General features: G+C 63.0%; 18 protein-coding genes and 1 pseudogene. 8 read left to right on the forward strand and 11 right to left on the reverse strand.

Annotated features, from left to right (window positions below):
* Position 1: 1 nt before the first annotated feature.
* The 3 genes from metX to NY78_RS05190 all read left to right on the forward strand — a co-directional run bounded on the left by metX (position 2) and on the right by NY78_RS05190 (position 3,186).
* A complete protein-coding gene (gene metX / locus NY78_RS05180) occupies positions 2-1,198 on the forward strand; it encodes a homoserine O-acetyltransferase MetX (RefSeq protein ID WP_043632605.1) in 1,197 nt (398 codons plus the stop codon).
* On the forward strand, positions 1,188-1,799 hold the full coding sequence (gene metW, locus NY78_RS05185; RefSeq protein WP_043632608.1) for a methionine biosynthesis protein MetW: 612 nt from the start codon (positions 1,188-1,190) through the stop codon (positions 1,797-1,799). The genes metX and metW overlap by 11 nt, the downstream gene beginning before the upstream one ends.
* Positions 1,800-2,004: 205 nt before the next feature.
* Positions 2,005-3,186: an acetylornithine transaminase gene (locus tag NY78_RS05190; RefSeq protein WP_043632612.1), complete on the forward strand. Its 1,182-nt coding sequence runs from the start codon at positions 2,005-2,007 to the stop codon at positions 3,184-3,186.
* A gap of 143 nt (positions 3,187-3,329) precedes the next feature.
* Here NY78_RS05190 and NY78_RS05195 read toward each other — a convergent pair whose 3' ends face one another.
* From NY78_RS05195 to fdnG, 3 genes are all read right to left on the reverse strand, one after another.
* Entirely contained in the window at positions 3,330-4,238 is a 909-nt protein-coding gene (locus NY78_RS05195; RefSeq protein ID WP_082139891.1) for a formate dehydrogenase accessory protein FdhE, read from the reverse strand.
* A gap of 110 nt (positions 4,239-4,348) precedes the next feature.
* Positions 4,349-5,083 carry a 4Fe-4S dicluster domain-containing protein gene (locus tag NY78_RS05200; RefSeq protein WP_043632615.1) on the reverse strand — a complete coding sequence of 245 codons (735 nt, stop codon included), beginning with the start codon at positions 5,081-5,083 and terminating at the stop codon, positions 4,349-4,351.
* Positions 5,084-5,142: 59 nt separating this feature from the next.
* Positions 5,143-8,181, reverse strand: a complete 3,039-nt coding sequence (gene fdnG / locus NY78_RS05205; protein WP_082139892.1) for a formate dehydrogenase-N subunit alpha — start codon at positions 8,179-8,181, stop codon at positions 5,143-5,145.
* Positions 8,182-8,531: 350 nt separating this feature from the next.
* Here fdnG and NY78_RS05215 point away from each other — a divergent pair, with 350 nt between their 5' ends.
* Positions 8,532-9,413, forward strand: coding sequence for a formate dehydrogenase accessory protein FdhE domain-containing protein (locus NY78_RS05215; RefSeq protein ID WP_043632623.1), 882 nt, complete (start codon positions 8,532-8,534; stop codon positions 9,411-9,413).
* A 165-nt stretch (positions 9,414-9,578) separates the two neighbouring features.
* A complete protein-coding gene (locus NY78_RS05220) occupies positions 9,579-10,865 on the forward strand; it encodes a citrate synthase (protein ID WP_043632626.1) in 1,287 nt (428 codons plus the stop codon).
* A gap of 414 nt (positions 10,866-11,279) precedes the next feature.
* On the opposite strand, the gene NY78_RS24540 is transcribed toward NY78_RS05220, so the two are convergent.
* Entirely contained in the window at positions 11,280-11,627 is a 348-nt protein-coding gene (locus NY78_RS24540) for a hypothetical protein (RefSeq protein WP_156180870.1), read from the reverse strand.
* 176 nt (positions 11,628-11,803) lie between these two features.
* Between NY78_RS24540 and NY78_RS05225 the strand changes: the two genes are divergently transcribed.
* Positions 11,804-12,004, forward strand: coding sequence for a hypothetical protein (locus tag NY78_RS05225; RefSeq protein WP_043632628.1), 201 nt, complete (start codon positions 11,804-11,806; stop codon positions 12,002-12,004).
* A 12-nt stretch (positions 12,005-12,016) separates the two neighbouring features.
* On the opposite strand, the gene NY78_RS05230 is transcribed toward NY78_RS05225, so the two are convergent.
* The 5 genes and pseudogenes from NY78_RS05230 to NY78_RS05250 all read right to left on the reverse strand — a co-directional run bounded on the left by NY78_RS05230 (position 12,017) and on the right by NY78_RS05250 (position 17,344).
* On the reverse strand, positions 12,017-12,526 hold the full coding sequence (locus NY78_RS05230) for a 3D domain-containing protein (protein WP_043632631.1): 510 nt from the start codon (positions 12,524-12,526) through the stop codon (positions 12,017-12,019).
* Between the two features lie 529 nt (positions 12,527-13,055).
* Positions 13,056-13,829: pseudogene (tatC, locus tag NY78_RS05235) on the reverse strand (twin-arginine translocase subunit TatC); the annotation flags it as partial.
* A gap of 348 nt (positions 13,830-14,177) precedes the next feature.
* Positions 14,178-16,070: a potassium transporter Kup gene (locus NY78_RS05240; RefSeq protein ID WP_043632636.1), complete on the reverse strand. Its 1,893-nt coding sequence runs from the start codon at positions 16,068-16,070 to the stop codon at positions 14,178-14,180.
* Between the two features lie 225 nt (positions 16,071-16,295).
* Positions 16,296-17,021 (reverse strand): EI24 domain-containing protein, encoded by a 726-nt coding sequence (locus tag NY78_RS05245; protein WP_043632639.1) that lies wholly within the window; start codon positions 17,019-17,021, stop codon positions 16,296-16,298.
* A 38-nt stretch (positions 17,022-17,059) separates the two neighbouring features.
* Positions 17,060-17,344, reverse strand: coding sequence for a hypothetical protein (locus NY78_RS05250; protein WP_043632642.1), 285 nt, complete (start codon positions 17,342-17,344; stop codon positions 17,060-17,062).
* Between the two features lie 201 nt (positions 17,345-17,545).
* Between NY78_RS05250 and NY78_RS05255 the strand changes: the two genes are divergently transcribed.
* Together NY78_RS05255 and NY78_RS05260 are read left to right on the forward strand one after the other, a co-directional pair.
* Positions 17,546-18,052, forward strand: coding sequence for a hypothetical protein (locus NY78_RS05255; RefSeq protein WP_043632645.1), 507 nt, complete (start codon positions 17,546-17,548; stop codon positions 18,050-18,052).
* The gene (locus NY78_RS05260; RefSeq protein WP_053062139.1) at positions 18,052-19,434 is read left to right on the forward strand and encodes a tetratricopeptide repeat-containing serine protease family protein; all 1,383 of its coding nucleotides are present in this window, start codon (positions 18,052-18,054) and stop codon (positions 19,432-19,434) included. The genes NY78_RS05255 and NY78_RS05260 overlap by 1 nt, the downstream gene beginning before the upstream one ends.
* A gap of 223 nt (positions 19,435-19,657) precedes the next feature.
* Here NY78_RS05260 and NY78_RS05265 read toward each other — a convergent pair whose 3' ends face one another.
* Both NY78_RS05265 and NY78_RS05270 read right to left on the reverse strand, forming a co-directional pair.
* The gene (locus tag NY78_RS05265; RefSeq protein ID WP_043632648.1) at positions 19,658-21,142 is read right to left on the reverse strand and encodes an outer membrane homotrimeric porin; all 1,485 of its coding nucleotides are present in this window, start codon (positions 21,140-21,142) and stop codon (positions 19,658-19,660) included.
* Between the two features lie 252 nt (positions 21,143-21,394).
* Complete coding sequence (locus NY78_RS05270) at positions 21,395-22,873, reverse strand: outer membrane homotrimeric porin (RefSeq protein WP_043632651.1); 1,479 nt, start codon at positions 22,871-22,873, stop codon at positions 21,395-21,397.
* Positions 22,874-23,059 lie beyond the last annotated feature (186 nt).

The raw sequence follows: 23,059 nt of genomic DNA on the forward strand, positions 1-23,059 counted from the left end.
CATGAGCGAATACGTCGAACAGTCTCCCTCTGGAACCAGTGTTGGGCAGGTGACCAAGCAGTTTTTCACCGTGGCCGAGGCCGACAATCCGCTGGCGGTGGAGTCCGGGCGCAGCCTTGGTCCCGTGACCCTGGCCTATGAGACCTATGGGACCTTGAACGAGCAGGCCACCAACGCCGTGCTGGTGCTCCACGCCCTGACCGGCGACTCCCACGCCGCCGGCTATTACGACAAGGCTGACGCCAAGCCCGGCTGGTGGGACCTCATGATCGGTCCGGGCAAGCCCATCGACACCGACCGCTATTTTGTCATCAGCTCCAACGTCATCGGCGGCTGCATGGGGTCCACCGGCCCGGCCAGCACCGACCCGGCCACCGGCAAACCCTATGGCCCGACCTTTCCGGTCATCACCATCGGCGACATGGTGCGCGCCCAGAAGCGCTTGGTCCGGTTCTTGGGCATTTCGCAGCTCTTGTGCGCCATCGGCGGTTCCATGGGCGGGATGCAGGTGCTCGAATGGGCGGTGCGCTATCCGGACATGGTGCGCTCGGCCGTGCCGCTGGCCACCACCACCAAGCATTCGGCCCTGGCCATCGCCTTTAACGAGGTGGCCCGGCAGGCCATCATGGCCGATCCGGCCTGGAACGGCGGCCACTACTACGACGGGGCGGCCCAGCCGGTCCACGGTCTGGCCGTGGCCCGCATGATCGGGCACATCACCTATCTGTCCGACGAGGCCATGCGCCAGAAGTTCGACCGCCGCCTCCAGGACCGTTGTGAAATTTCCTTTGCCTTTGATGAGGCCGATTTCCAGGTGGAGTCGTACCTGCGCTACCAGGGCCAGAAGTTCGTGGACCGGTTCGACGCCAATTCCTTTCTCTATGTGACCAAGGCGGCGGACTATTTTCATCTGGAGTCCAGCCACGGCTGCGGCTCGGCCGTGGCGGCCTTTGCCAAGGCCAAGTGCCGCTTTCTGGTGGCGTCGTTTTCCTCGGACTGGCTCTATCCCACCTACCAGTCCCGGGCCATGGTCCAGGCCATGAAAAAAAACGGCCTGGACGTGAGCTTTGTGGAGCTTGAGGCCAAATGGGGGCACGACGCCTTCCTGCTGCCAAACACCCGGCTTTCCGGCATGATTGCCCGGTTTCTCGACCGGGCGGCCGGGGACGCCCGCAAGGAGGACGCCCGTGCGCTATGATCTGTCCATGATCGCCTCGTGGATCGAACCCGGAACCCGGGTCCTGGATCTCGGCTGCGGGGCCGGGGATCTGCTCCACATCCTTTCGGTGGATAAAAACGTGCGCGGCACCGGCATCGAACGCGAAGAAGAGAAAGTCACCCGGGGCATTGAAAAGGGGCTGTCAATTCTCCACGGGGACATCATCGAGGAAGTGGCCGACTACCCGGACGGGCATTTCGACTACGTCATCCTGTCCCAGACGCTGCAACAGGTGTTTGAGCCGGCCGTGCTCATCCGCGAGATGCTTCGGGTCGGCCAGTGCGGCATCGTGAGCTTTCCCAATTTCGCCTACTACCGCATTCGGGGGCAGCTGCTTTTTCGGGGCCGCGCTCCAGTGTCGCGGGAGCTTCCCTACGAGTGGTACGACACGCCCAACATCCGGGTGATCACCATTCGGGATTTCCGGCGTTTTTGCCGCAAGGAAGGGTTTGCCATCGCCAGGGAGACGGCGGTCAGCACGCCGCATCATCACGAGCAGGGCATGGTGGTGACTTTTCTGCCCAATCTCCTCGCTTCCTACGGCATGTTCATGCTGACCCGAAAGGGGGCGACGGCCTAGGCGGCTTTTTTCAGGCACGGTGCAGGCGCGTCAACCATCCCGTCGGGTCACAGCAGTCAGGCGACGGATGCGTTGCGGTCTTTGTCCGGGGGCCGGTTGGCGATTGCACCAATCCGACGTCTTGCGCTCAAGCGGGAACAGGCCTATGCCCGCCCTTTGCTCCGCAGTCGTCCAACTGGCGGCCGGAGCCAAGGAGGCGTCACGGATGCACCAATCCCCTGTCGACAGCAGCGCGCTGCTGGAAATTACCGTTCGGCCGGACGTCGTTTTCGTCTCCGGCCAGGGTTCCTGGCTCACCGACAGCCAGGGCAAGGTCTATCTGGACTTCATCCAGGGTTGGGCCGTCAACAGCCTGGGCCATGCCCCGGCCGTCCTGGCCCGGGCCATCGCCGAACAGGCCCAGCGCCTGATCACCCCCAGCCCCGCCTACTACTCCGACAAGCTGCTGGAATTTGCCGGACGTCTCGTCGCCGCAACACCTGTTGACAAGGTCTTTTTCACCAACAGCGGGGCCGAGGCCGTTGAGGGGGCCGTCAAGCTGGCCCGGAAATGGGGGCAGGTCCACAAAAACGGCGCTTACGAGATCATCACCTTCCGCAATGCCTTTCACGGTCGGACGCTGACCTGCATGGCCGCTTCGGGCAAGGCCGGCTGGGACGCGCTTTTTGAACCGAAGACACCGGGGTTCCCCAAGGCGGTCTATAACGATCTGGAATCCGTCGCCCGTCTGGTCACCGACCGGACAGTGGCCGTCATGCTGGAACCGGTCCAGGGCGAAGGCGGCGTTATTCCGGCGGACGACGATTTTTTGCGGGAGCTTCGCCGGTTCACCCAGGAGCGCGGCCTGCTGCTGATCTTAGACGAGGTCCAATCCGGCATGGGACGCACGGGGAAACTGTTTGGCCACCAACACGCCGGCATCGTTCCCGACATCCTGACCATGGGCAAGGGCATCGGCGGCGGCTTCCCCCTGGCGGCCATGGGCTGCCGGGCCGAGGTGTCCTGTTTTGCGCCCGGGGAGCAGGGCGGTACCTACAACGGCAATGCCCTGGCCTGCGCCGCCGGGCTGGCCGTTTTGGAGACGTTGCTTGCACCGGGTTTTCTGGACGCCGTGGAAGCGGCCGGGACGTATCTGCGCGAGCGTCTTGACCCGGTGGCCCAGGGCCTGGGCTACGGCCGGGTGCGCGGGCGTGGTCTGCTGCTGGCCCTGGCTCTGGGCTGCGACCGGGCGGCGGCCGTGGTGGAAGGGTGCCGGGAGCGGGGACTTCTGGTCAACAACACCCGGCCCGACGCCATCCGGCTGACCCCGGCGCTGACCGTCAGCCAGACGGAGATCGACCAGTGTGTGGCCATTCTGGGCGAAGCGCTGGCGGCGGCGGCCGGCTGACACCCGAGCTCGCCGAAAGCCCAACGCCCTCGCGGCGTCCGGTCAGGCCGGACGTCTCCGCCCGCGACCGCCCATGCAGACGCAAACGCGCCCCGATGCCGCCAAGGCATCGGGGCGCGTTCGCGTTTGGCTGCAGACAGGGGCTATTCGTCGCCGAGCTGGTTCCAGGGCCTGGGACAGATCGGCTCGTAGCCGCGTTCCCGGGCGGCGGCGTCGAGGTGGGCCAGGGAGGCCGGGGCCGCGTCGACGTCAAAGGCCGCGTCGACGTCCACCCGGTTGGTCACCACCAGATAGCGCCGGCAGGTGGAACAGGCATGGATGCGTTCGCGCTCGCGCCCTTCCGGCACGAACAGGTCAAGTTTGTCGTGTTCGCCTTCGCCGCACGCCGGGCACACCAGCCTGGGAAAACGCCACAGGTGGCCGCACAGCGAACAGTGGAGCATGAGCCGGCCGGCCTTGGCGATGAGAAACTCCGACGGCTCGGTCTGTTCCTTCAAAAGCCCCAGGTCCGGGGACGAGCCGCACACCGGGCAGTGGTTCTTGCGCCACAAGGCGTCGTCGGCCAGGGCGGCCAGCCGGGGCGCTTCACTGTGCAGCACGGTCGCCAGCGTCTCCTGGGTCAGAAAGAAGAGTGTTTGGGCGCTGAGGCCGAGTTCTTCGGCCAACCCCTCGAAATCAGCCGGCTGGTCGTTGAAAAATCCTGTAACCAGTGGCCCGGCCAGACGCGGGCTCTGGGCCAGCCCCTGGGCCAGGAGGGCTGACTCCCGGGCCAGGGCCGGGAAGATGCCGCCGATGCCCGGCAGCAGGGTCTGGGCGGCGGCCAGGAAACCGGGCGTCAGGGCCGCTGGCTCGGTCGTGCCCAAAAGCGTCTCCCCGGCGGCGAATCGGTCGGGATCATAGGCCACGTCGAAAAGTCCCTGGGGCAGGTCGGCGGCTACCTGCCGCCGCAATTGGGCCAGGGCGGCAAAGGGCGCGGCAATGGCCGCGGCCTCGGCCGGCGGCGGCACTTCCGGGAGATCCGGCTGGGGGGTGGTCGGGAAACGCATGCGCATGGGGGTGTCCTTGGAAAAGGGAAAACAAGGCCAAACAGAAAAGGAGGACCGACCCGGGCGCCACTGGCAGATGGCGCACGGGTTGGTCCTTGGGAACGCGAATCGTCGGCCTAGCCGCGAAGCCTTGTGACCGGCCGGGTCAGCATGGCCAGGAAGGCCTGGCGCGACATGGGACCGGGGACCTGGCGCTCTTTGCGTTCGGCATACTCATAGTAGAGGTTGCGCGGTTCGGTGATGAGATAGATGACGCTTAAGTACTCCTCGTCGAGGAGTTGGGCCTCGGGATGCGTCTTCTTGACTTTTTCCAGGCTCCGGTGGGCCAGGGCCAACATGTCGGCCCGCTCGCCGATGTTCATGGAGCCGGTGCAGCAGGTTTTGACGCAGGCCGGCTTCATGCCGGCGCGCTGGCGGTCGATGCACCAGTCGCATTTGCTGAGCATTCCCGTGGCTTCGCTGCGCACCGGGATGGCGTAGGGGCACACATCGCGCACTTCCCGGGCCTGGTCGATGGTCAGCTGTTTGGTCTTGTCGGTATAGAGCACGGCTCCGGTGGCCTCATCCTGGATGATGGCCCCGGGGACGTAGGCATCGGCCGCGTCCTTGCAGGGCGGGACGATGCAATGCCGGCACTGGTCCGGGAAAAAAAGCCATTTGATCTTGCCGTCGATCTTGTGCTCGTTAAAACGCACGATCTTGTAGTTATACGGCGTGAAATCCGGCGGATTCTGGTGTGTTCCGCGTTGCAGCGTGGGCACGGCTTGATGCTCGTGCCATTCCTTGCAGGCCACCTGGCAGCCGCGGCAGGCCGTGCAACGTGATGTATCAATGAAAAACGCCTTGGGCATGGCGGATTCCCCTTCTTATAGTGCGGCCGGGACCTGGACGGTCCCGGCCGCAATGGTCGTTAGCGTTGCAGCTCCGTCACCTTGTCGGCCTTGCGCAGATTGCACAGGCAGGCCTTGTACTCGGGAATACGCGTGTTGGGGTCGGCCACCGAAACCGTCAGGCGGTTGGTGGCGTCGCCACAGCCCGGCGTGGTCCAGCCGAAGCAAAACGGCATCCCGATAAGATGAAGGGTCTTTCCCTGCACCAGAAGCGGCGTCATGCGCACCGTGACCATGGCCACGGCCTCGACCTTGCCCCGCAGGGTCTCGATGATGACCACGTCACCATTCTTGACGCCTTTGTCCTTGGCCAGCTCCTGGCTGATCTCCACATAGAGCTGGGGTTCGGCTTCGAGCAGGGCCGGGGTGTTGCGCGTGTCGCCGCCGCCGCACCAATGCTCGGTGAGGCTGTAGGTGGTGAGCACGATGGGGAAGCGCGGATCGCCGTTTTTCGCCAGGGCGTCGATGTCGCTTTCCGCCACCTTCATGCAGGGATTGCTCATCTGCTTGGAGAAGGGGTTGACGGTAATGGGCGTTTCCGCCGGTTCGTAGTGTTCCGGGAAGGGTCCGTCCACGCGGCCGGGGCCAAAGAGCTGGCCATGGCCCTCGGTGTGCATGATAAACGGATACACGCCCTTGGGATCGGCCATCGGGGGCGCCGGTCCGTCCGGCACGTCGCCGACCCATTTGCCTTCTTCCCAGGCAATGACGGTCTTGGCCGGGTTGTAAGGCTTGCCGTTCACGTCTACCGAGGCCCGGTTGTAGATGATGCGCCGGTTGACCGGCCAGGCCCAGGAGTAGTTCGGGAACAGGCCGATTTTGGCCTGCATCGGCGTCTGGTTGTGGTCGCGGCGCTTGGTCAGGTTGCCGGCCGCGCCGTAGCTGCCGGCGTAGACCCAGCACAGGCTGGAGGTTGCGCCGTCAGCCGTCAGCATGGGGAAGGCCGGAACCTGATCGCCCTTTTTGTATTGCTTGTCGCCCACGGTGACGTCGCGGGTGAACTGGCCGTTGATCTTCTTGGCCATGAGGTCCGCATCGTATTGGTCGTACCACTCAATGTTGGCGATGGGGGCCGGGAAGGCGCCGCCGTCCTTGGCATACAGCGCGCGTACGCGCTTCATGATCTCGACGACCATCCAGCCCATGGGCTTGGACACGCCCATCGGCTCGTAGCCTTTGTAGTGCCACATGTGCCAACGGCCGGAGTTGGAGGTGGTGCCGTCCTTTTCGCCGCGCTGGCACGACGGCAGCAGGAACACCTCGGTCTTGACGTTTTTGGTGTCAAAACCTGGCTGCCGCCAGAAGGCGGCCGTTTCCGTTTCGTGGGCCTCGCCGACGACCAGCCAGTCGAGGTTGGTCAGGGCTTTTCTGATTTTGTGGGTGTTGGGCATGGACATGGCCGGGTTGTGGCCGTAGATGAACCCGCCCTTGATCTTGCCCTTGTACATCTTGTCGAACATGAACAGGCTGGCGTACTCGACATTCGGCTCGATTTTCGGCAGCCAGCCGTAGCCGTACTCGTTTTCCGCCGTGGCTGCGTCGCCAAACCAGCCCTTGAGCAGGCTGACCACGTACTTGGGCCGGTTTTGCCACCAGTTGACGCTTTTGGGGTCCTTGGTCACCGGCGTATTGGCCTTCAAGTACTCGGCCAGGGTCGGCCAGGCCGGGATCGGGGCCGGATGGTAGCCGGGCAGCGAATCATAGAGCAGGGCGTGGTCGGTGGAGCCCTGGACGTTGGGTTCGCCGCGCATGGCGTTGATGCCGCCGCCAGCCACGCCGACGTTGCCGAGTAAGAGCTGGATCATGGCGGCGAGGCGAATGTTCTGCACGCCAACCGTGTGCTGGGTCCAACCCAGGGCGTACATCATGGTGGCGACTTTGGTCGGCTTGCCCGTGGCGCCGACGGCGTCCCACACCTTGAGCAGGTTTTCCTTGGACACGCCGGTGATGGAAGACACCGTGTCGATGTCGTAACGCGAATAGTGCTTTTTGAGCTGCTGGTAGACGCAGCGCGGGTGCTGCAAGGTCTTGTCGCGCACGACCAGGCCGTTTTCGTCCTTGTCAAAGGTCCAGGACTTGCGGTCATAGGTCTTGGTGCCCGCGTCAAAACCCGAGAACAGGCCGTCTTTGAAGGTAAATCCTTCGGAGACGATAAACGAGGCGTTGGTGTACTCGGTGACGTATTCCTTGAAGTACAGTTCCTTTTCCAGAATGTACTTGAGCAGGCCGCCGAGAAAGGCGATGTCCGTGCCGGAACGAAGGGGCACGTGGAAATCGCTGCGGGCCGAGGTGCGCGAGAACTTCGGGTCCACGTGAATGACCGTGGCTCCGGCGTCTTTGGCCGCAAGCACCCATTTAAACGAGATAGGGTGATGTTCTGCCGCGTTACTGCCCATGATGAGCACCACGTCGGCGTTCTTGATATCAATCCAATGCTGGGTCATCGCGCCGCGTCCGAACGACTCTGCCAGAGCCGGTACAGTGGGCGAGTGTCAGATCCGGGCCTGGTGGTCCATGTGGACGACACCCAGGCTTCTCAGCATTTGGTGCGTGACGGCGCACTCTTCGTTGTCCATCTGGGACGTGCCGAGGTGGAAGATCGATTCCACCCGGTTAACCGTCTGGCCCTTGTCGTTTTTCTCAATGAAGTCGCGGTCCCGGGTTTCCTTGACGCGGTGGGCGATGCGGTCCAGGACGAAGTCCCAGTCTTTTTCTTCCCACTTGTCGCTGCCCGGAGCCCGGTACTTGGGCTTCAAGATCCGGTGGTGGCTCACATGCATGGAGTGGAAGGCCGCACCCTTGGGGCAAAGCGCCCCTTCGCTGACCGGATAGTCCGGATCGCCTTCCGAACTGATAAATTTTCCATCCTTGACGAACATGAGGATGCTGCACCCGCACGAACAAAACGGGCAGGTTGATTGGAATTCTTTGGCCCCTTCAATCCGCAGCGTCGTCGCATACGCCGCTGCCGGACGGGGATCGAGGCCCAGGTCTTTGAGCCCCAGGCAGGCCACTCCGGCCCCCGTCAGTTTCATAAATCCGCGTCGCGATATGCCCATACGGCCTCCTTGGAATGTTCCCCGGCAATGGCGGTAATCCGCCTAGTGTCCCACGATTTATGTCAAAACAGGCACACGATTGTGATAAAAAAGCGGACGCCGACCGGTCAAACCAATCCCAATTGCGTAAGATTTGGCACAAACGATCACGATTTTATCAGGAAAGCTGATGCAGTAGAGCGTAAACAGGCCGTTGAATTGAGCTAAGCTATTTTAAATACATCGAAAAAAGTTCTTCAGTGAGAGGTCCGGCCGTCCGGAAACAGGGTTTGTCTTCAGACGCACACGGCTTTATGCTTGGCGTGAACGCGACACGGCACGGCGGTGCCGCACGGATTGGGAGGTGCTTGATGACCGGGCCGGCGCAAACGGATCTGACCGTGGTGGACGAGATGGAACGGCTGCGGCGGGAGCGGCCCCATGCCCGGGCGTTTCTCGACCCTTTTCTCGGGGTGCTGCTGGCGCGCGGGCCATTGGTCTCGGCTCTGGCCCTGGCGGCGGCTGCCGGGCCGGCGCCGCGCCCTGATCCCATCCGTCTCGGACAAGGGGCCTGTCTGGAGCCTCGGGACGAATTCCCCTTGGATCGTCTGGCCTTGCAGCGTTCGTTTGAAACCCTGCACACGGTCCTGGCCGCCTCCTTCCGCGATGCCCGTTCAGACCTGCTCAATCTGGGCCAGGCCGCCTGCCAGGAGCCGGAACTGCTCTACGAGGCCGTCTCCCACATGCTGGCCGACCGGCGGGCCGCCCTGGTCGGGCTCGGGCACTCCTGCGGCGTCGACCCGCGCGTGCTCGGGTTTTGGTGCGTGCAACTGGTAACGCCGCTAGCCATGGCCCGGGGGCGGCTGCTTGGGCCGCTTTTGGCGCAAGCCGCCTGGAATCGCGGCTATTGCCCGGTCTGCGGCTCCTGGCCGGGATTTGCCGTGCGTGGCGGCACGGGTCTGATCATGCACTGTTCCTTTTGCGCCGCCGCGTGGCGCTTTACCCGCCGGGAGTGCCCCTACTGCGAAGCGCCCGGTCCTTCGGGACAGGTCTACGTCGTGCCGGGCCATGACGCCGAGCGGGTGACGGTGTGCCGGCGCTGCAATCATTTTCTGGGCGAGTTGACCGACGCCGCCCTGCCTGGCCTTTCTCCAGAGATTGCCGCCCTGGTCCTGGCTCCCATAGAACTGCTGGCCCGGCAGCACGGCCATGTGCCGGCCACCATGGACTGGCGGCAGATGGTCTGGGCCTGACTGCGGCCTGGAGCTGCCCTGTCGGCGCCTTGCCAGGGGAACGGACAGTACAGGGGAAGACAAGACCGAATTTTTTTTCTACAGTGCCCGCTTCCCGGACCGCCGCCGAAGGCCCCGCGCCGTTTCCGGCCGTTCTCCCGCACCCTCTGCCTCACGAGGAGCCTCATGCGCGAACGCAAGACCGCCACACTGACCTACGGTGACAAATCCGTTGAATTGCCCGTCCTGGTCGGGACCGAAGGCGAGGTGGGCATCGACATCACCTCACTGGAAAAAGACACCGGCCTGCTGTCGTTTGACCCGGGCTACGGCAATACCGGCTCCTGCCAGTCGGCCATCACCTTCGTCGACGGTGAAAAGGGCATCCTGCGCCATCGCGGCATTCCCATCGAACAACTGGCCGAAAAAAGCTCGTTTATCGAGACGGCCATGCTGCTTATTTTCGGCAAACTGCCGACAGCCGAAGATCGTACGGCCTTTCGCCACCTTTTATCCGAGCATGAGCTGCTCCACGAAGGATTGCTCCACCATTTCGACGGGTTCCCGCCGGGCGGACAGCCGATGGCCATTTTGTCGGCCGTCATCAATTCCCTGGGCAACTACCATCCCGAACTGCTGGAGATCCAGAGCGCGGCGGAATTCCGGCTGGCCGTGGCCAAAATCATCAGCAAGGTGCGCACGATTGCGGCCTTCAGTTACCGCAAATCGCTCGGGCTGCCATTTATGTACCCCGACCCGAACCTGAGCTATTGTCGCAATTTCCTGCACATGATGTTTTCCGTGCCCAACCGCGAGTTTGAGGCCACCCCGCAGGCCGCCGCCGCCCTGTCGCTTTTTCTGGTGGTCCACGCCGACCACGAGCAGAACTGCTCCTGTTCCACCGTGCGCATGGTCGGGTCCACCAAGGCCAACCTCTTTGCCAGCGTGTCATCGGGCATCTGCGCCCTGTGGGGCCGGCTGCACGGCGGTGCCAACGCCGCCGTCATCCAGATGCTCACCCAGATGCTGGAAGGGCGCTACAAGGTCAAAACCTTCCTGGAGCTGGTCAAGCGCAAGGAGCAACGGCTCATGGGCTTTGGCCACCGGGTGTATAAAAACTTCGATCCCCGGGCGCGGGTGCTCAAAAAAGCCGCCGACAACCTGCTCCTGCAGTCGGGGCGGCCCGATCCGCTCATGGAAATCGCCCAGGAACTGGAAGACGCGGCCCTGCACGACGACTACTTCCAGAGCCGCCAGCTCTACCCCAACGTGGATTTCTACTCGGGCATCATCCTGCGGGCCTTGGGCATTCCGGTCAACATGTTCCCGGTCATGTTCGCCATCGGCCGGATGCCCGGCTGGATCGCTCACTGGCACGAGGAAAACCGGGACGTCACCACCCGCATCCACCGCCCGCGCCAGATCTACACCGGCCCGACCCGCCGGCCGTATGTGCCGCTGGACCAGCGGTAGGGGAAGGAAGAGGAAGATGGCTCCGGCGGCCGGGGGGGGAATCCCCCCCGGCCCCTCTTGATAAGAAATATTTTGAATGGGTTATAGCCGCTGGCTGGTAGCCCGGTCGGCTGCGGAGCGGGGTGAAGCGTTGCAAGGTCCATGCGCTTACACTCCCTGGAGGCGGGGAGTGTAAGGGGCTTTGCTTTCTGGAGTTTATATCTAACTCGCGTATGCGCTGGGTAAGCGATGTTTTCCAGAAAAACAGTCTTTGTCTTAAATGCCGTTGCCGTCCATCTTCCCCCTGCGCTTTTTTATTGTCTTCCCATGTATTCTGTCTTGGATGACGGGATTGCTTATTTGTGGTCAATCTTGTTGTGGTTGTTGCTTGTATTGTGCTTGTTTCGTACAGCTCCGCAGCAGAAATGGGCTGGTTTATGGGGGTTGACCTCGTTCTTTTTTGTCCTGTTGTTGCTGAACCCTGGGGCTGTCACATTTATCTCCTGGACAATCAATGGCTTCGGTCCGTAACAGGCCGTTTGCCGAGCGCTTGTTCATTCCTGCGAACTTCTGTTCTGCCCAATTTTGGTCCCTGACCGTTCCCGTCAGGAACTCGACGAAACAGCCTTGCACGACGACGACTTCCAAAGCCGTAGCCTTCCGTTCAAAGTGGATTCCCATTCCGACATTGCAGTATTCGTTTTGGCCTTCGCGCGGCACAGCCAAGGGGCGCGGTATCCCGGCGATTTTTGTTCTGGAAAAGCAGCGCACGGCAGAGTGCATTCGGCCGTCAGGCAGAGTCTTGGCATGGTTTCGTAGGCGAAAGCGTTGGCGGGAGATTGTCAGAGGAAGCCTGCCTGACTAAACGCGCATCGTGGCGTCGATCCTGGAGATAGACAAACGAGGCCAATGGGCTACAAGGACTGGAAAGTCCTTGGCGCAAGAAAGGAGGACGGACGATGGCTGACGTGTCGCTTCTAAAGGTGGCGGTGGCCCTGGGCCTGGGCATCGTGCTGGCTGGCGTGCTTGGCTTCGTGCTGGCCCGGATGGCCGAAACCCGCGGCGGCAAGGGACTTTTCCGGGCCGCGTTTCTGCTGGTGCTTTGTGTCTACGCCCTGGGCTTTGCGGCCCGCTTTACCCTGATTGAGCTTTTGCCCTAGGGCTGCGCCGGGTCACTGCCAGGTGATGTTCAGCGTCCGTTTTCCCCACTGTCTGGCCCCGCATTGGTCGTCGCCATAAAAGATGTCGATGGTCTTGTCGTGGCGGCCGTGCATGACGTCGAGCACCTTGTACTGGCCGGGCAGTCCTTCGATGCTGATGGCGTCGCCCCGGTCCAGCCCCATTTCCAGCAGATCGGGTGAGACGGCCACGGCTTTGACGTTTCCAGTCAGGGCGTCGCCCCAGGCCCCGCGCGTGTTGCGCTTGGATTTGACCGAACAGCCGGTATAGGCCAGCGCTTTGACGCGAACGGATTTTTTGGGAGCAAGGGGACGGCTGCCGAACAGGTAGGAGGGATCGTCGAGACGACCGATGACGGCGTCTTCGGGTTTTTTCTTCGCCGAGGGGGTTGTGGCCGAGGCGTCGGCCAACGGATTCGGGCTCTTGGTCCCGGCGCAACCGGGCAGGGTCATTGTCGTGACCAGCAGGGTCAACGCCGTGAGCAGAATATGGACATGTCGCATCGTCGCTCCATGGCTTCGGGACGACCGCCCCAAAACACCGGCATCTGGCATGGATGCGGGGGAGGCGGCGGGGCATGGCGGCCGGGTAAAGCTCCGGCCGTGTTGGGTCGTCCGCGTTGTGGAGTGGCTCGCGTAGAGACGAGAGCTGCTGCCCCGGTCGCCGACATCCGGCTGCGGGGCGACGCATCGGTGGCGTCGGTACAGGGCTGGCAAAGCAGCGCTGCAAAGCGGCGACTGCGACCTGTAGCCTACCTATGGCGATTTGGCGGGAGGCTGTCAAGCCGGGGCCGGTTGTCTGGCCGGCCCCGGAAAGTGGTGTGAGCAAAGGCAGTTGCCGACGGCATGCTCCGGCGCGTTGCGAGGAAACCTCGTGATGCCGGTGTGTTGCGGGCGACGGAGAAACGTATTTTTTTCTTGACCGACCTTAACTGGCCTTGGGGTCGGACTCGCCGGGCGTCTTGTCCTCTGCCTTGGCCGCCGGTTCGGCGTCGGGCGCTTCGGGTTCCCCCGGGGTATCGGGCGATTTGGGCGGCTCGGGCGGATTCTTGGCTGCCTCTTCCGCCGCCTGGCGGGCCGCCTTCTCCTCCAGCCGGGACTTGTCCACAAACCAAGACACCCAGATGCCAAGCTCGTACAGGACGACCATGGGGCCAGCCATGAGCAGCTGGTTGATCGCGTCCGGCGTAGGCGTGAGGACGGCGGCCACGATGAAGCTGAGCAAAATGGCCCAGCGGCGGAATTTACGCAGGGCCTTGGTGGAGACCATGCCAAGGCTGGTCAGGAAGAAGATGAAGACCGGCAGTTCGAAAATCAGTCCAAAGGCGAAAAGCAGCGTCACCGCCAGGGAAAAATAGGCGCTGATGGTCGGCATCACCGTGATGTAGTCCGAGGCGTAGTCCACGAAGAACTTGAAACCAAACGGAAAGACAATGAAGTAGCCAAAGAGCGCGCCGGAAACAAAACAGATCGCCGAGGCGATGGCCACGGGGACGATGATCTTGCGTTCTTCCTTGTACAGACCCGGGGCCACGAACTGCCACAGCTGATAGAAAATGTACGGGCTGGCGACAAATGCGCCGGCCACCATGGCCAGCTTCATGACCGTGAAAAACGTTTCCGGCAGGCTGGTGGCAATAAGCTTGCTGCCGGCCGGCATGACGTCGGTCAGCGGCTTGAGCAGGATGTCGAGGAGCCGTTCGGCAAAGGAGTAGCTGGCCGCGAAGCCGACGCCCACGGCAATCAAACAGCGCACCAGGCGGGTGCGCAGTTCGACCAGATGTTCAAGGAGCGGCGCTTCCTTCATGTCCGAAGGATTGCCGGCGGCTGTCGGGGGCACGGCCGGCGGGGGCGGCGGCGTCCCGGCCCCATCGGTTGTGGCCGGCGGCGGCGCATCGGATCCGGTCTCGGCGGTGGGCACGACCGGCGAAGTCTCGGACGTATTGTCCGTACCCGGCGTCGCCGGCGTGGTTGCGGCATCGTCGCCAGGGCGGGGGGCCTTCGGGGTATCGGTATGGTCAAGCGTCTCGGTCATGCGCTCCTCTTTTCCGGCGGCGGACAAAATATAAGCGGCCTCGGTTGCCGCGCCTTCGCGGTTACGGCAGGAAGGCTTTGGGGTCAAGGGGAACGGGCAAATTGCCGGTCTGGCCTACAGTTACAGCTCGACCTGCACGCCCAGCTCTACCACCCGGCCCGGCGGCAGCCCGAAGTAGGCCGTGGCTGGACGGGCGTTTCGGGACATGAGGGCAAAAAGGGTCTTGCGGTACCCGGCCATCTTGGCCTTGCCCGTGGTGAGCAGGCTTTCGCGACCCAGGAAAAAGGTGGTGTCCGCCGGCGGATCGATGGGGACGCCCAGGCTTCTGGCCTGGGCCATGACTGCCGGCACGTCCGGTGTTTCCATGAAGCCGAACCGGGCCACGATACGGACAAACCCCAGCCCCAGGTCCTGGATGTCCAGGCGCTCGTCATCTTCCACGGTGGGGACGTCTGCGGCGGTGATGCTTAAGATAACCACATGTTCGTGGAAGATCTTGTTGTGTTTGTAGTGGTGCAGCAGGGTGACCGGTGTGCCCTGGGGGGACAGCGACATGAAGACGGCCGTGCCGGGCACGCGGATGGGCTGTTTGGTGGCCACATCGGCTAAAAAGACCCGCAGGGGCACGGCCGAGGCCATGGACAGTTTGCGCAGCGCCTGGCGTCCGTCTTCCCAGGTGGCCATGGCCAGGACAATCAGGGCGGCAATGAGCAGGGTGAACCAGCCGCCGTCGGCCACCTTGAGAAGGTTGGAGCCGAAGTAGGCCAGATCAAAGGCCAGGAAGACGATCACTGGGGCCAAGGCCCGGGGCAGGGACTGCTTCCAGGTCCAGCGGGCCACGTAAAAATACAAGATGGAGGTGATGCCCATGGTGGCCGTGACCGCGATGCCGTAGGCCGCCGCCAGCCGGCTCGATTCGCCAAAGGCCAGGGTCAGGCCGATGCAGGCCCACATAAGGGCGAAATTGACTTCCGGAATGTAGATCTGTCCTTCCATGGCGCTTGAGGTGTGCACAATGCGAAGGCGCGGGCACACGCCAAGCTGGATGGCCTGCCGGGTCAGTGAAAACACGCCGGAGATCAGGGCCTGGGAGGCGATGACCGTGGCCGCCGTGGACAAGGCGGCCATGGGATAGAGGAACGCCTCGGGCACAAGGCTGTAAAACGGATTGGGCGCGATGCTCGGATCAAGGAGCAGGCCTGCCCCTTGCCCGAAATAGTTGAGCAGCAGACAGGGAAAAACGATCAGGAGCCAGGAGTATTGGATGGGCCGGCGGCCGAAATGCCCGAGATCGGCATAGAGCGCCTCGCCGCCGGTGATGCAAAGGACCACCGAACCCAGTACGATCAGCCCGTGCATGTGATTTTCCAGGAAAAAGGCCACGGCATAGGCCGGATTGACTGCGGCCAGCACATGCGGTGCGGCCAGGATCGCTTTGATGCCGAGACCGGCCAGCACGGAAAACCAGATGAGCATGATGGGGCCGAACACCTTGCCAATGCCGGCCGTGCCCCGGCGTTGGACCGAAAAGAGCCCGAACAGGATGAGGCAGGTGATGGGCACCACCAGCGGGGCGGCCGCGTCCGTGGCCACATTGAGGCCTTCCACGGCTGAGAGCACGGAAATGGCCGGGGTGATGATGCCGTCGCCGTAGAGCAGGGCCGCGCCGCACAGGCCCAGAAAGGCCAGCGTGGCCCGCACATGGCGGTGGCCGGCATCCTTGGGCAACAGTTCGATGAGGGCAAAGATGCCGCCCTCGCCCCGGTTGTCGGCAGCGGTGATAAACAGGATGTATTTGACCGTGATGACCATGGTCAGGGACCAGAAGATGAGCGACAGCACGCCCAGGACATTGCCCGGGGTCACACTGATGGCGTGCATCCCGTGGAAACATTCTTTGATGGCGTAAAGGGGGCTTGTGCCGATGTCGCCGTAAACAACGCCAAGAGCGCCCAGGGACAGGGCGGCGGTATGGGCGAATCCGGATTTGGCAGGTCCGGCGGTATGGGTCATGAAATAGTTACTCCGCAAGGACGATGGGTGACGAGCCGGGCACGGGGCCGGCAAGGCGACAAACGTCGTCGGCTGTTTGAGCCATTGCGACGAAGACGTCGGGGAAACATGTCCTCATAGCGTTGCTCACTGCCGTCGACAAGGGGTAGTGTTGGGTCGTTGTTGTTTCAGAAATGGAAAAACAAGTTTTCCAAGGTTGCTACCCCCCAAAAAGTGTCAGAATTGTCATTTGGCCGGCAGCGTCGGACGACGTCCGGTCATGTCCAGATAGAGCAGCGTGCCGCTCACGATGGCAAAGGGAAAGAGCACAATATTGAGAAATGGGATCAGAAGCGGCAGGCCAAAGCCAAGCAGAAGCAGGGGGCGGCGGCCCAGGGCTTTAAGCCGCTCCCCGAACCGGCCTTCCTCACGACTGAACGGATAGTCCATGAAGTCCATGGCGAGAAGGAAGGCTGCCGCCAGCGGAGCGAGTATTTGGCCCAGCACGGGAATGACCAGCAGCACCAGGGGCAAGGCCATGACGAACACGGCCTTTTTGGCTTCCTCGACGACCAGACGCCAGACCGACAGGCCTGGACCGTCCCGGAGGCTGCCGGCCTGGGCCAGGAGCCTGCCGGCAATATGGTCATAGAGCGGGGCGGCCAGGACGTTGGCTGTAATCATGAACAGGAAATACATGAGAATAAAGGCCAGGGCAAAAAGGATGTACTTGACGATATGCAGGTACAGCCAGGCCAGCGCCCCGAGCATACCCCCGGCGGCGGCATCCGGGGTCCACATGGCGGCCAGGATCTGGTCGCCGGAGGCGGCAAACACGGCAAACCCCACCCCGTACAGGAGCAGGGCCAGGGCAAAGGGGATGGCGCACAAACCGAGGTAGCCCTTGTTGGCCAGGGCAAACCGAATCCCCCGGACATGGGCGGCCAGGCCTTTAGGGAAGGCGGTGATCATGGGGAGCCTCCGAAAAACGGCTGCGGCGCTGCTCTGGATTACAACGGGTCGGCCTCGATCGGGGCCGGTGCAGGGGCCTGCTTGGGGGCCAGGGCGCCGTGGTAGCCTTCGGGATCGTCCTCGGTCGTTGCAGCGATACGGGTGACTTGGAACGGAACGCCCAGAGCGTCGAGATCAATGAGAGCTTTGGCTTCCTTGACCGCATGGGCCTCGTTATGGGCACGTACAACCACGTATTCCGTTTCCGATACGCTTTTTTGCCGACGGAACCAGCCTGTGGTAATCAAAACCTTGGTGGCGAAATACACACGAAACTTTTGCATGTTGCATTTAACTCCGAAAGAATGCCAACCCGAGGGCGGGGGTGCTGCGAGAATTTCCGCCCTGAGCCAAAATCGTCAGGGGAAGGAACACTACGTGAAGGCCGGCCGGTCGGCAAGCCCCCCGCGAAGGGCCGGTTGGACGAATCTGCGGGCATAACGCTCCGGCGTCGGGAATGTCGGACACTGCGAGGGGGAGGATACATGAAGCCACTCTTTGCCGGAATGGTTGCGGCGGCGGTCCTGACCGTTGGCACGGCCCAGGCCGAGGACCCGGGGAAGGCACTCTATGCCGCCAATCGGCTGGCCTGCGCCTACAGCCAGGGCATGAACGCCGCATTCAATCCCCAGGGCCAGGTGAAGCTCAAGCCGCCGCTTGACCCCAATACCCCCGGCCTGACGATAGCCATCGTGGATCGCGGGAAGAATCGGGCCATATTGGAAGAGGATCAACTGGAAACACCGGGAGTCCTCATGGTGTCGCCGGCCGGCCTGTCGGTCATGGCCCGTTATGCTGACGGCGGGGTGACGATGGTGACGGTGTATCCGGTTCATTCCGGAGCTTCGGACAATTACCTGATGGTCTCTTCGCGCCATGGAGCCGGGAGCGAACCACAAGTATCCCAACGCTATGGGTTCTGCCGGCCGGGCCAGGAAACGCCGCCGCCAGCGGAACCACCCGCCCCGCCGGCCAAGAAGGAAGGGCACTGATGCCCGGGGCGGGCCGTTTTTCGCGCCGGTTTGTCCAGGCAGTCTGCGGGCTGGGCTTGATGCTTGGCCTGGGCTGTTGGCCGGGGATTGTCCGGGCAGATTTCGACGCCGCCCTCAAGGCCTACGAGGGCGGCGATGACGCGGCGGCCTTGCGGGAACTCAAACCGCTGCTGTCTTCGGGCAACCCGTCGGCGGCCTGGCTCATGGGGTGCATGGTCGAGGGCGGGCGCGGCGTTTCGGCCGACGCCGCTTTGGCCGCCCGGTGGTATCGCAAGGCGGCCGAGGCCGGCAATGTGCCGGCGATGCTGTCTCTGGCGGATCTGCATCTGCGCGGCCAGGGCGTGCCCCAAAGCGATGCCCGGGCCGGAGATTGGCTCAAAAAGGCGGCAGCCAAGGGATCTTCCCGGGCTCTGTTGGCCCTTGGGCTGTTGCGTTTGGATGGGCGTCTGGGACCGGCCTCGGACGCGCCCGCGTACCTGCGCCGGGCCGTGGCTGCCGGTTCGGGGGAAGCTGCCGTGGTCCTTGGCGAACTGTATCTGGCCGGGCGGATTGTGCCTCGCGATCCGGGCCAAGCCTACCGGCTGGCGCTGACGGCTGAAACGGCCGGGGCAGGGCGCGGGCCGATGCAGTCGCGGCTGGCCGCTTTGACTGCTGCCGCCCAAAAGGAATTGCCGCCGGCCACAGCCCAGTCCCTGCGGGCCGGGAGTGACAAGGCCAAAACGCCGTCGCCCCCGCAATCTCCTCCCGGACAGGTGCGCACCGGGACCGGCTTTGTGGTCAGCCGCCTGGGCCATGTCCTGACCAATGCCCATGTGGCCTCGGGCTGCGCCCGGATCGTGGCCATGGTTGACGGGCAGGCGGTCGGGGCGACGGTGTCGCGCCTGGATGTCGCCCATGATCTGGCTTTGCTCAAACTGGCGGTGGCCCCGTCCCGGGTTCTGTCCTTTCGGGAAGGCAGTACGGTGCCGCCGGAAGTGGCGGTGTACGCTGCCGGTTATCCAGGCGAACGGGCGCGAACCGGGGAGATGCGCATCACTTCCGGGCATACCCGTGAACTGGCTGCCGGCGTCGGCATTTCCGGCGAAGTGGCAATCAGCGCCGAAGTGCTGCCCGGCAACAGCGGCGGGCCGTTGCTTGATGCCAGCGGCCGGGTGGCCGGCGTGGTGCGGGCCAGACGCGATAGCGAGGCCGTGCGGGAACAGGTGGGCGGGGGGATGGCCGATATGGGCTTTGCCGTGCCTTTGGCCGAGGTCAAAGCCTTCTTGTCCCGGGGGCAGGTGCCAATCCTGACCGCACCGAGTGGGCGTACGCTGGATACGGCCGGCCTGGCCCAGGAGCTTTCGGGCACGGTTTTGCCGCTTTTTTGCCGGCCTGGCCGGTAAAAAAGCGCCGCCGGCGCCCCGTTACGGCCTGCTTGGGGAGCCAAGGCGCGAGCGACAGGCTGCATGGCCCTGTCGCTTGTTCTCGCGCGGGTTTGTCCGGAACCCGAGGAACTGCATCCGGCATCCGCAACCGGGGCGTAACCGCCCCGTCCTGTCCGGCGACATAAAAAAAGGCCGGGACCCGAAGGTCCCGGCCTGCGCCTTTGATTTCCGGAGAACCGATTTAGAACTTGTAGGTCAGGCCGAAAGCGACCTTCCAGGAGTCGTCTTCACGGGACTTGGCGGCCAGGCGATGACCCCAGACGCTCGACTGGAATTCACCGTGAGCCCAGCCAGTCTCCATGACGGCGGCCAAGTTCTCATAGATCATGTACTTGTTGTCGAAGTTCACGCCCATGGCGTACTCGTTCATGGTCAGGTCGCGACCCATGACGAAGTAGGGGTTGCTGCCCATGAGCGCATTGAGGTTGCGGATGGCCTTGGCCGAGTTGTTGCCATGCAGGTAGGTGAAGGTCAGGCGATGGGTCAGCTTCTCGATGAAGGTGATGTTGTCAAGAGAAGCGCCCAGGCCGTAAGCACCAATCGGGTTCATGCCCATGTTGGAGTTCTTGGCCAGTTCCTGCGAATCGTCGAACAGGAAGCTGTTGCCCGGTCCCCAGTTGGGGCGGATCTGCGGCATACGCTCGGAACCATTGCGGGTGGAGCCGTCTTCGCCGGTGGACCACCAGCCGAAGACTTTCGGGGTCAGCACGTCCCAGCCGGTGTACTCGATGCCGGCATCGATGAACCAGCCCTGGCGCTTGCTCTTCTTGCGATCGGACATGGCGCCGGCGCCGTAGATCACGTCAGCGTAGAACTTGACGGGATCAAGAGCGGTCACCTCGAAGGAGGAACCAGCCCACCAGTAGACGTTCTGGTCGTTCTTCCACAGGGCCGGGCTGACCAGGGAACCAGCAGAGATCAGGTTCTCAGCAAAGGACTGCGAACCGAAGGTCGAACCGCTGGTGGTGAAGTAGCCGGCATTCTTGCCAGCCACAACAAGCGTGCCCCAGGGGGTGGCCTTGAAGCCGTCCAGGGTGATGGGCAGGGCCAGGAAGTAGGCGTCCAGCTCGTCAGCCACCTGGGTGGTGGTGGTGTCGTAGGTGCGGTTGGTGTCGATCAGACGACCAAAACCGGCGATGGCGCTCAGGGTCTTGTCGATCAGCGGGGCATTGACGGTCAGGGCCGCGATACGATCGCCGCCGAAGACCGGGTTGCCGTAGAACATCTTGCTGATGGGCAGATCGATGTCCTGCAGACCGGCGGTCACTTCGATGTCGTTACAGCCAGGAACCTTGAACTGCAGGTAGGCCTGGTAGACGGCAATGGCGACTTCCGGGTTGGCGGCGGTCAGGGTGCCGTGACCCCAGGTGTCTTCCACCTTGATGCCCAGACGGAACTTCACGGCCTCGTTGGCCACGAAGTCAGAGCGCAGACGGAAGCGTTCCCAGATCTCGAAACGATCTTCGGTCTTTTTGCCGGCGCCGGTGTACGTCGGGGTGTTGGACGACCAAGCGGCGTTGTTCCAGCCGGTGAAGTTGTGGTCGGCAAAGAAGACGCCGTAGATACGGGCGTCGCCGGTCATCTTCACTTCGGTGGCCGCCTGGGCGCTGGCGAAGGCGCCAAGGGCGAACACCGCGACGAGGGCGATGGTCAGAATACGTTTCATAATACCTTCCTCCAAAAGAGAGTGGTTCGAAGCCGGAAATCGCTGGCGCTTGGCCGGGGAGGGCGAGTCCCCTGCCACACGATTCGGTTGTAAAGCGGGACTTCCAAATTGGCAATACTCTGCCGGGTCTTTTTTATACAAAGGTAAAAAAATTTTTACCGGGCCGGCGCAGGCGGCAGGCCCAAAAAAAGCCGGACCCCCCAAGAGGGGTCCGGCCTGTGTCGGTTGCCTTACGTAGCGAGCGTTTGCGCTTTAGAACTTGTAGACCAGACCGGCAGCGATCTTCCAGGCGTCGCCTTCACGGGACTTCTCAGCCAGGCGATGACCCCAGACGCTGGTCTGGAACTGGCCATGGGCCCAACCGGTTTCCATGACGGCCGACAGGTTCTCGTAGATCTTGTAGGTGCTGTCGATGTTGGCGCCCATGACGTACTCATTGGTGGTCAGGTCGCGACCCATGGTGAAGTAGGGGTTGCTGCCCATGAGCGCGTTGAGGCCGCGAATGGCGTTGGGCGAGTTGTTGCCGCGCAGGTACACGAAGGTCACGCGCTGGCTCAGCTTCTCGATGAAGCTGATGTTGTTGAGCGAAGCGCCGATGCCGTAGGAGCCGATGGGGTTGACGCCCATGTTGCCCTGCTTGAGCAGTTCCTGCGAATCGTCGAACAGGAAGCTGTTGCCCGGGCCCCAGTTGGACAGGATCGAAGGCATACGCTCGGAACCATTGCGGTTGGAGCTGTCTTCACCGGTCGACCACCAGCCGAAGACCTGCGGGGTCAGCACGTCCCAGCCGGTGTACTCGACGCCGGCGTCGATGAACCAGCCAGAGCGCTGGTCCTTCTTGCGATCACCCTGGTTGCCGGCGCCGTAAATGACATCAGCATACAGCTTGATGGGGTCAAGAGCGGTCACTTCGAAGGTGCCGCCGGCCCACCAGTAGGCGTTCTGGGCGTTGCGCATGCCGGTCGGGGTCAGGAAGGTGCCGGCAGACAGCAGGCTGTCAGCAAAGGTCGAGTTGGGGCCGTAGGAACCGGCGGTGAAGTAGTTGGCGTCACGTCCGGCAACACCAAGGGCGCCCCAGGGGGTGACCTTGAAGCCTTCCAGGGTGATGGGCAGCGTCAGGAAATAGACGTCGAACTCATCAGCAACCTGGGTGGTGGTGGTGTCGTAGGTGCGGTTCTTGTCGAGCATGCGAGCAAAACCGGCGGTCACGGACAGGGTGTCCGGGATCAGCGGGGAGCTCACGACCAGGGCGGCAGCGCGGTCGCCGCCAAAGACGACGGAGTCGGTGAAGAACGCGGTCTGGGGCAGGGAAAGATCCTGCAGACCGGCGGTCACCTCAATGTCACAGCCCGGCAGCTTGAACTGCAGGAAGGCCTGGTAGACTTCGATGGACACGGCCGGGTTGGCGGCAGTCAGGGTGCCATGGCCCCAGGTGTCCTGGACCTTGATGCCCAGACGGAACTTCACGGCCTCGTTGGCCACGAAGTCCGAGCGCAGGCGGAAGCGTTCCCAGATCTGGAAGCGTTCTTCGGTCTGCTTGCCAGCGCCGGTGTAGGCGCCGCTGTTGTTGTCCCAGCTGCCGGTGCTCCAGCCAGTGAAGTTCTGGTTGGCATTGAAGGTGCCGTAGACGAAGGCGTCGCCGGTCATCTTCACCTCGGTGGCCGCCTGGGCGCTGGCGAAGGCGCCAAGGGCGAACACCGCGACGAGAGCGATGGTCAAAATACGTTTCATGATTCCTTCCTCCAAAAATGGTTCGTAGCCGGAAAACGCTCGACCTTGGGCAGGGAGGGCGAATCCCCCGACACACAGTTCGCTTGTAAAGCGGGACCTCAAATTTGGCAATAAGGTGACGGGTCCTTTTTATACAAAAGTAAAAAATTTTTTACCGTGAATTCGCCCCTGGGCCGCATCCGACAA

The sequence above is a fragment of the Desulfovibrio sp. TomC genome (assembly GCF_000801335.2).
Lineage (GTDB): Bacteria > Desulfobacterota > Desulfovibrionia > Desulfovibrionales > Desulfovibrionaceae > Solidesulfovibrio.

Bases quoted from the DNA above. Each gene is read 5' to 3' on its own strand.
- metX (WP_043632605.1), top strand. From the start codon at position 2: ATGAGCGAATACGTCGAACAGTCTCCCTCTGGAACCAGTGTTGGGCAG.
- NY78_RS05190 (WP_043632612.1), top strand. From the start codon at position 2,005: ATGCACCAATCCCCTGTCGACAGCAGCGCGCTGCTGGAAATTACCGTT.
- NY78_RS05195 (WP_082139891.1), bottom strand. From the start codon at position 4,238: ATGCGCATGCGTTTCCCGACCACCCCCCAGCCGGATCTCCCGGAAGTG.
- NY78_RS05200 (WP_043632615.1), bottom strand. From the start codon at position 5,083: ATGCCCAAGGCGTTTTTCATTGATACATCACGTTGCACGGCCTGCCGC.
- NY78_RS05215 (WP_043632623.1), top strand. From the start codon at position 8,532: ATGACCGGGCCGGCGCAAACGGATCTGACCGTGGTGGACGAGATGGAA.
- NY78_RS05220 (WP_043632626.1), top strand. From the start codon at position 9,579: ATGCGCGAACGCAAGACCGCCACACTGACCTACGGTGACAAATCCGTT.
- NY78_RS24540 (WP_156180870.1), bottom strand. From the start codon at position 11,627: ATGCACTCTGCCGTGCGCTGCTTTTCCAGAACAAAAATCGCCGGGATA.
- NY78_RS05225 (WP_043632628.1), top strand. From the start codon at position 11,804: ATGGCTGACGTGTCGCTTCTAAAGGTGGCGGTGGCCCTGGGCCTGGGC.
- NY78_RS05230 (WP_043632631.1), bottom strand. From the start codon at position 12,526: ATGCGACATGTCCATATTCTGCTCACGGCGTTGACCCTGCTGGTCACG.
- NY78_RS05240 (WP_043632636.1), bottom strand. From the start codon at position 16,070: ATGACCCATACCGCCGGACCTGCCAAATCCGGATTCGCCCATACCGCC.
- NY78_RS05245 (WP_043632639.1), bottom strand. From the start codon at position 17,021: ATGATCACCGCCTTCCCTAAAGGCCTGGCCGCCCATGTCCGGGGGATT.
- NY78_RS05250 (WP_043632642.1), bottom strand. From the start codon at position 17,344: ATGCAAAAGTTTCGTGTGTATTTCGCCACCAAGGTTTTGATTACCACA.
- NY78_RS05255 (WP_043632645.1), top strand. From the start codon at position 17,546: ATGAAGCCACTCTTTGCCGGAATGGTTGCGGCGGCGGTCCTGACCGTT.
- NY78_RS05260 (WP_053062139.1), top strand. From the start codon at position 18,052: ATGCCCGGGGCGGGCCGTTTTTCGCGCCGGTTTGTCCAGGCAGTCTGC.
- NY78_RS05265 (WP_043632648.1), bottom strand. From the start codon at position 21,142: ATGAAACGTATTCTGACCATCGCCCTCGTCGCGGTGTTCGCCCTTGGC.
- NY78_RS05270 (WP_043632651.1), bottom strand. From the start codon at position 22,873: ATGAAACGTATTTTGACCATCGCTCTCGTCGCGGTGTTCGCCCTTGGC.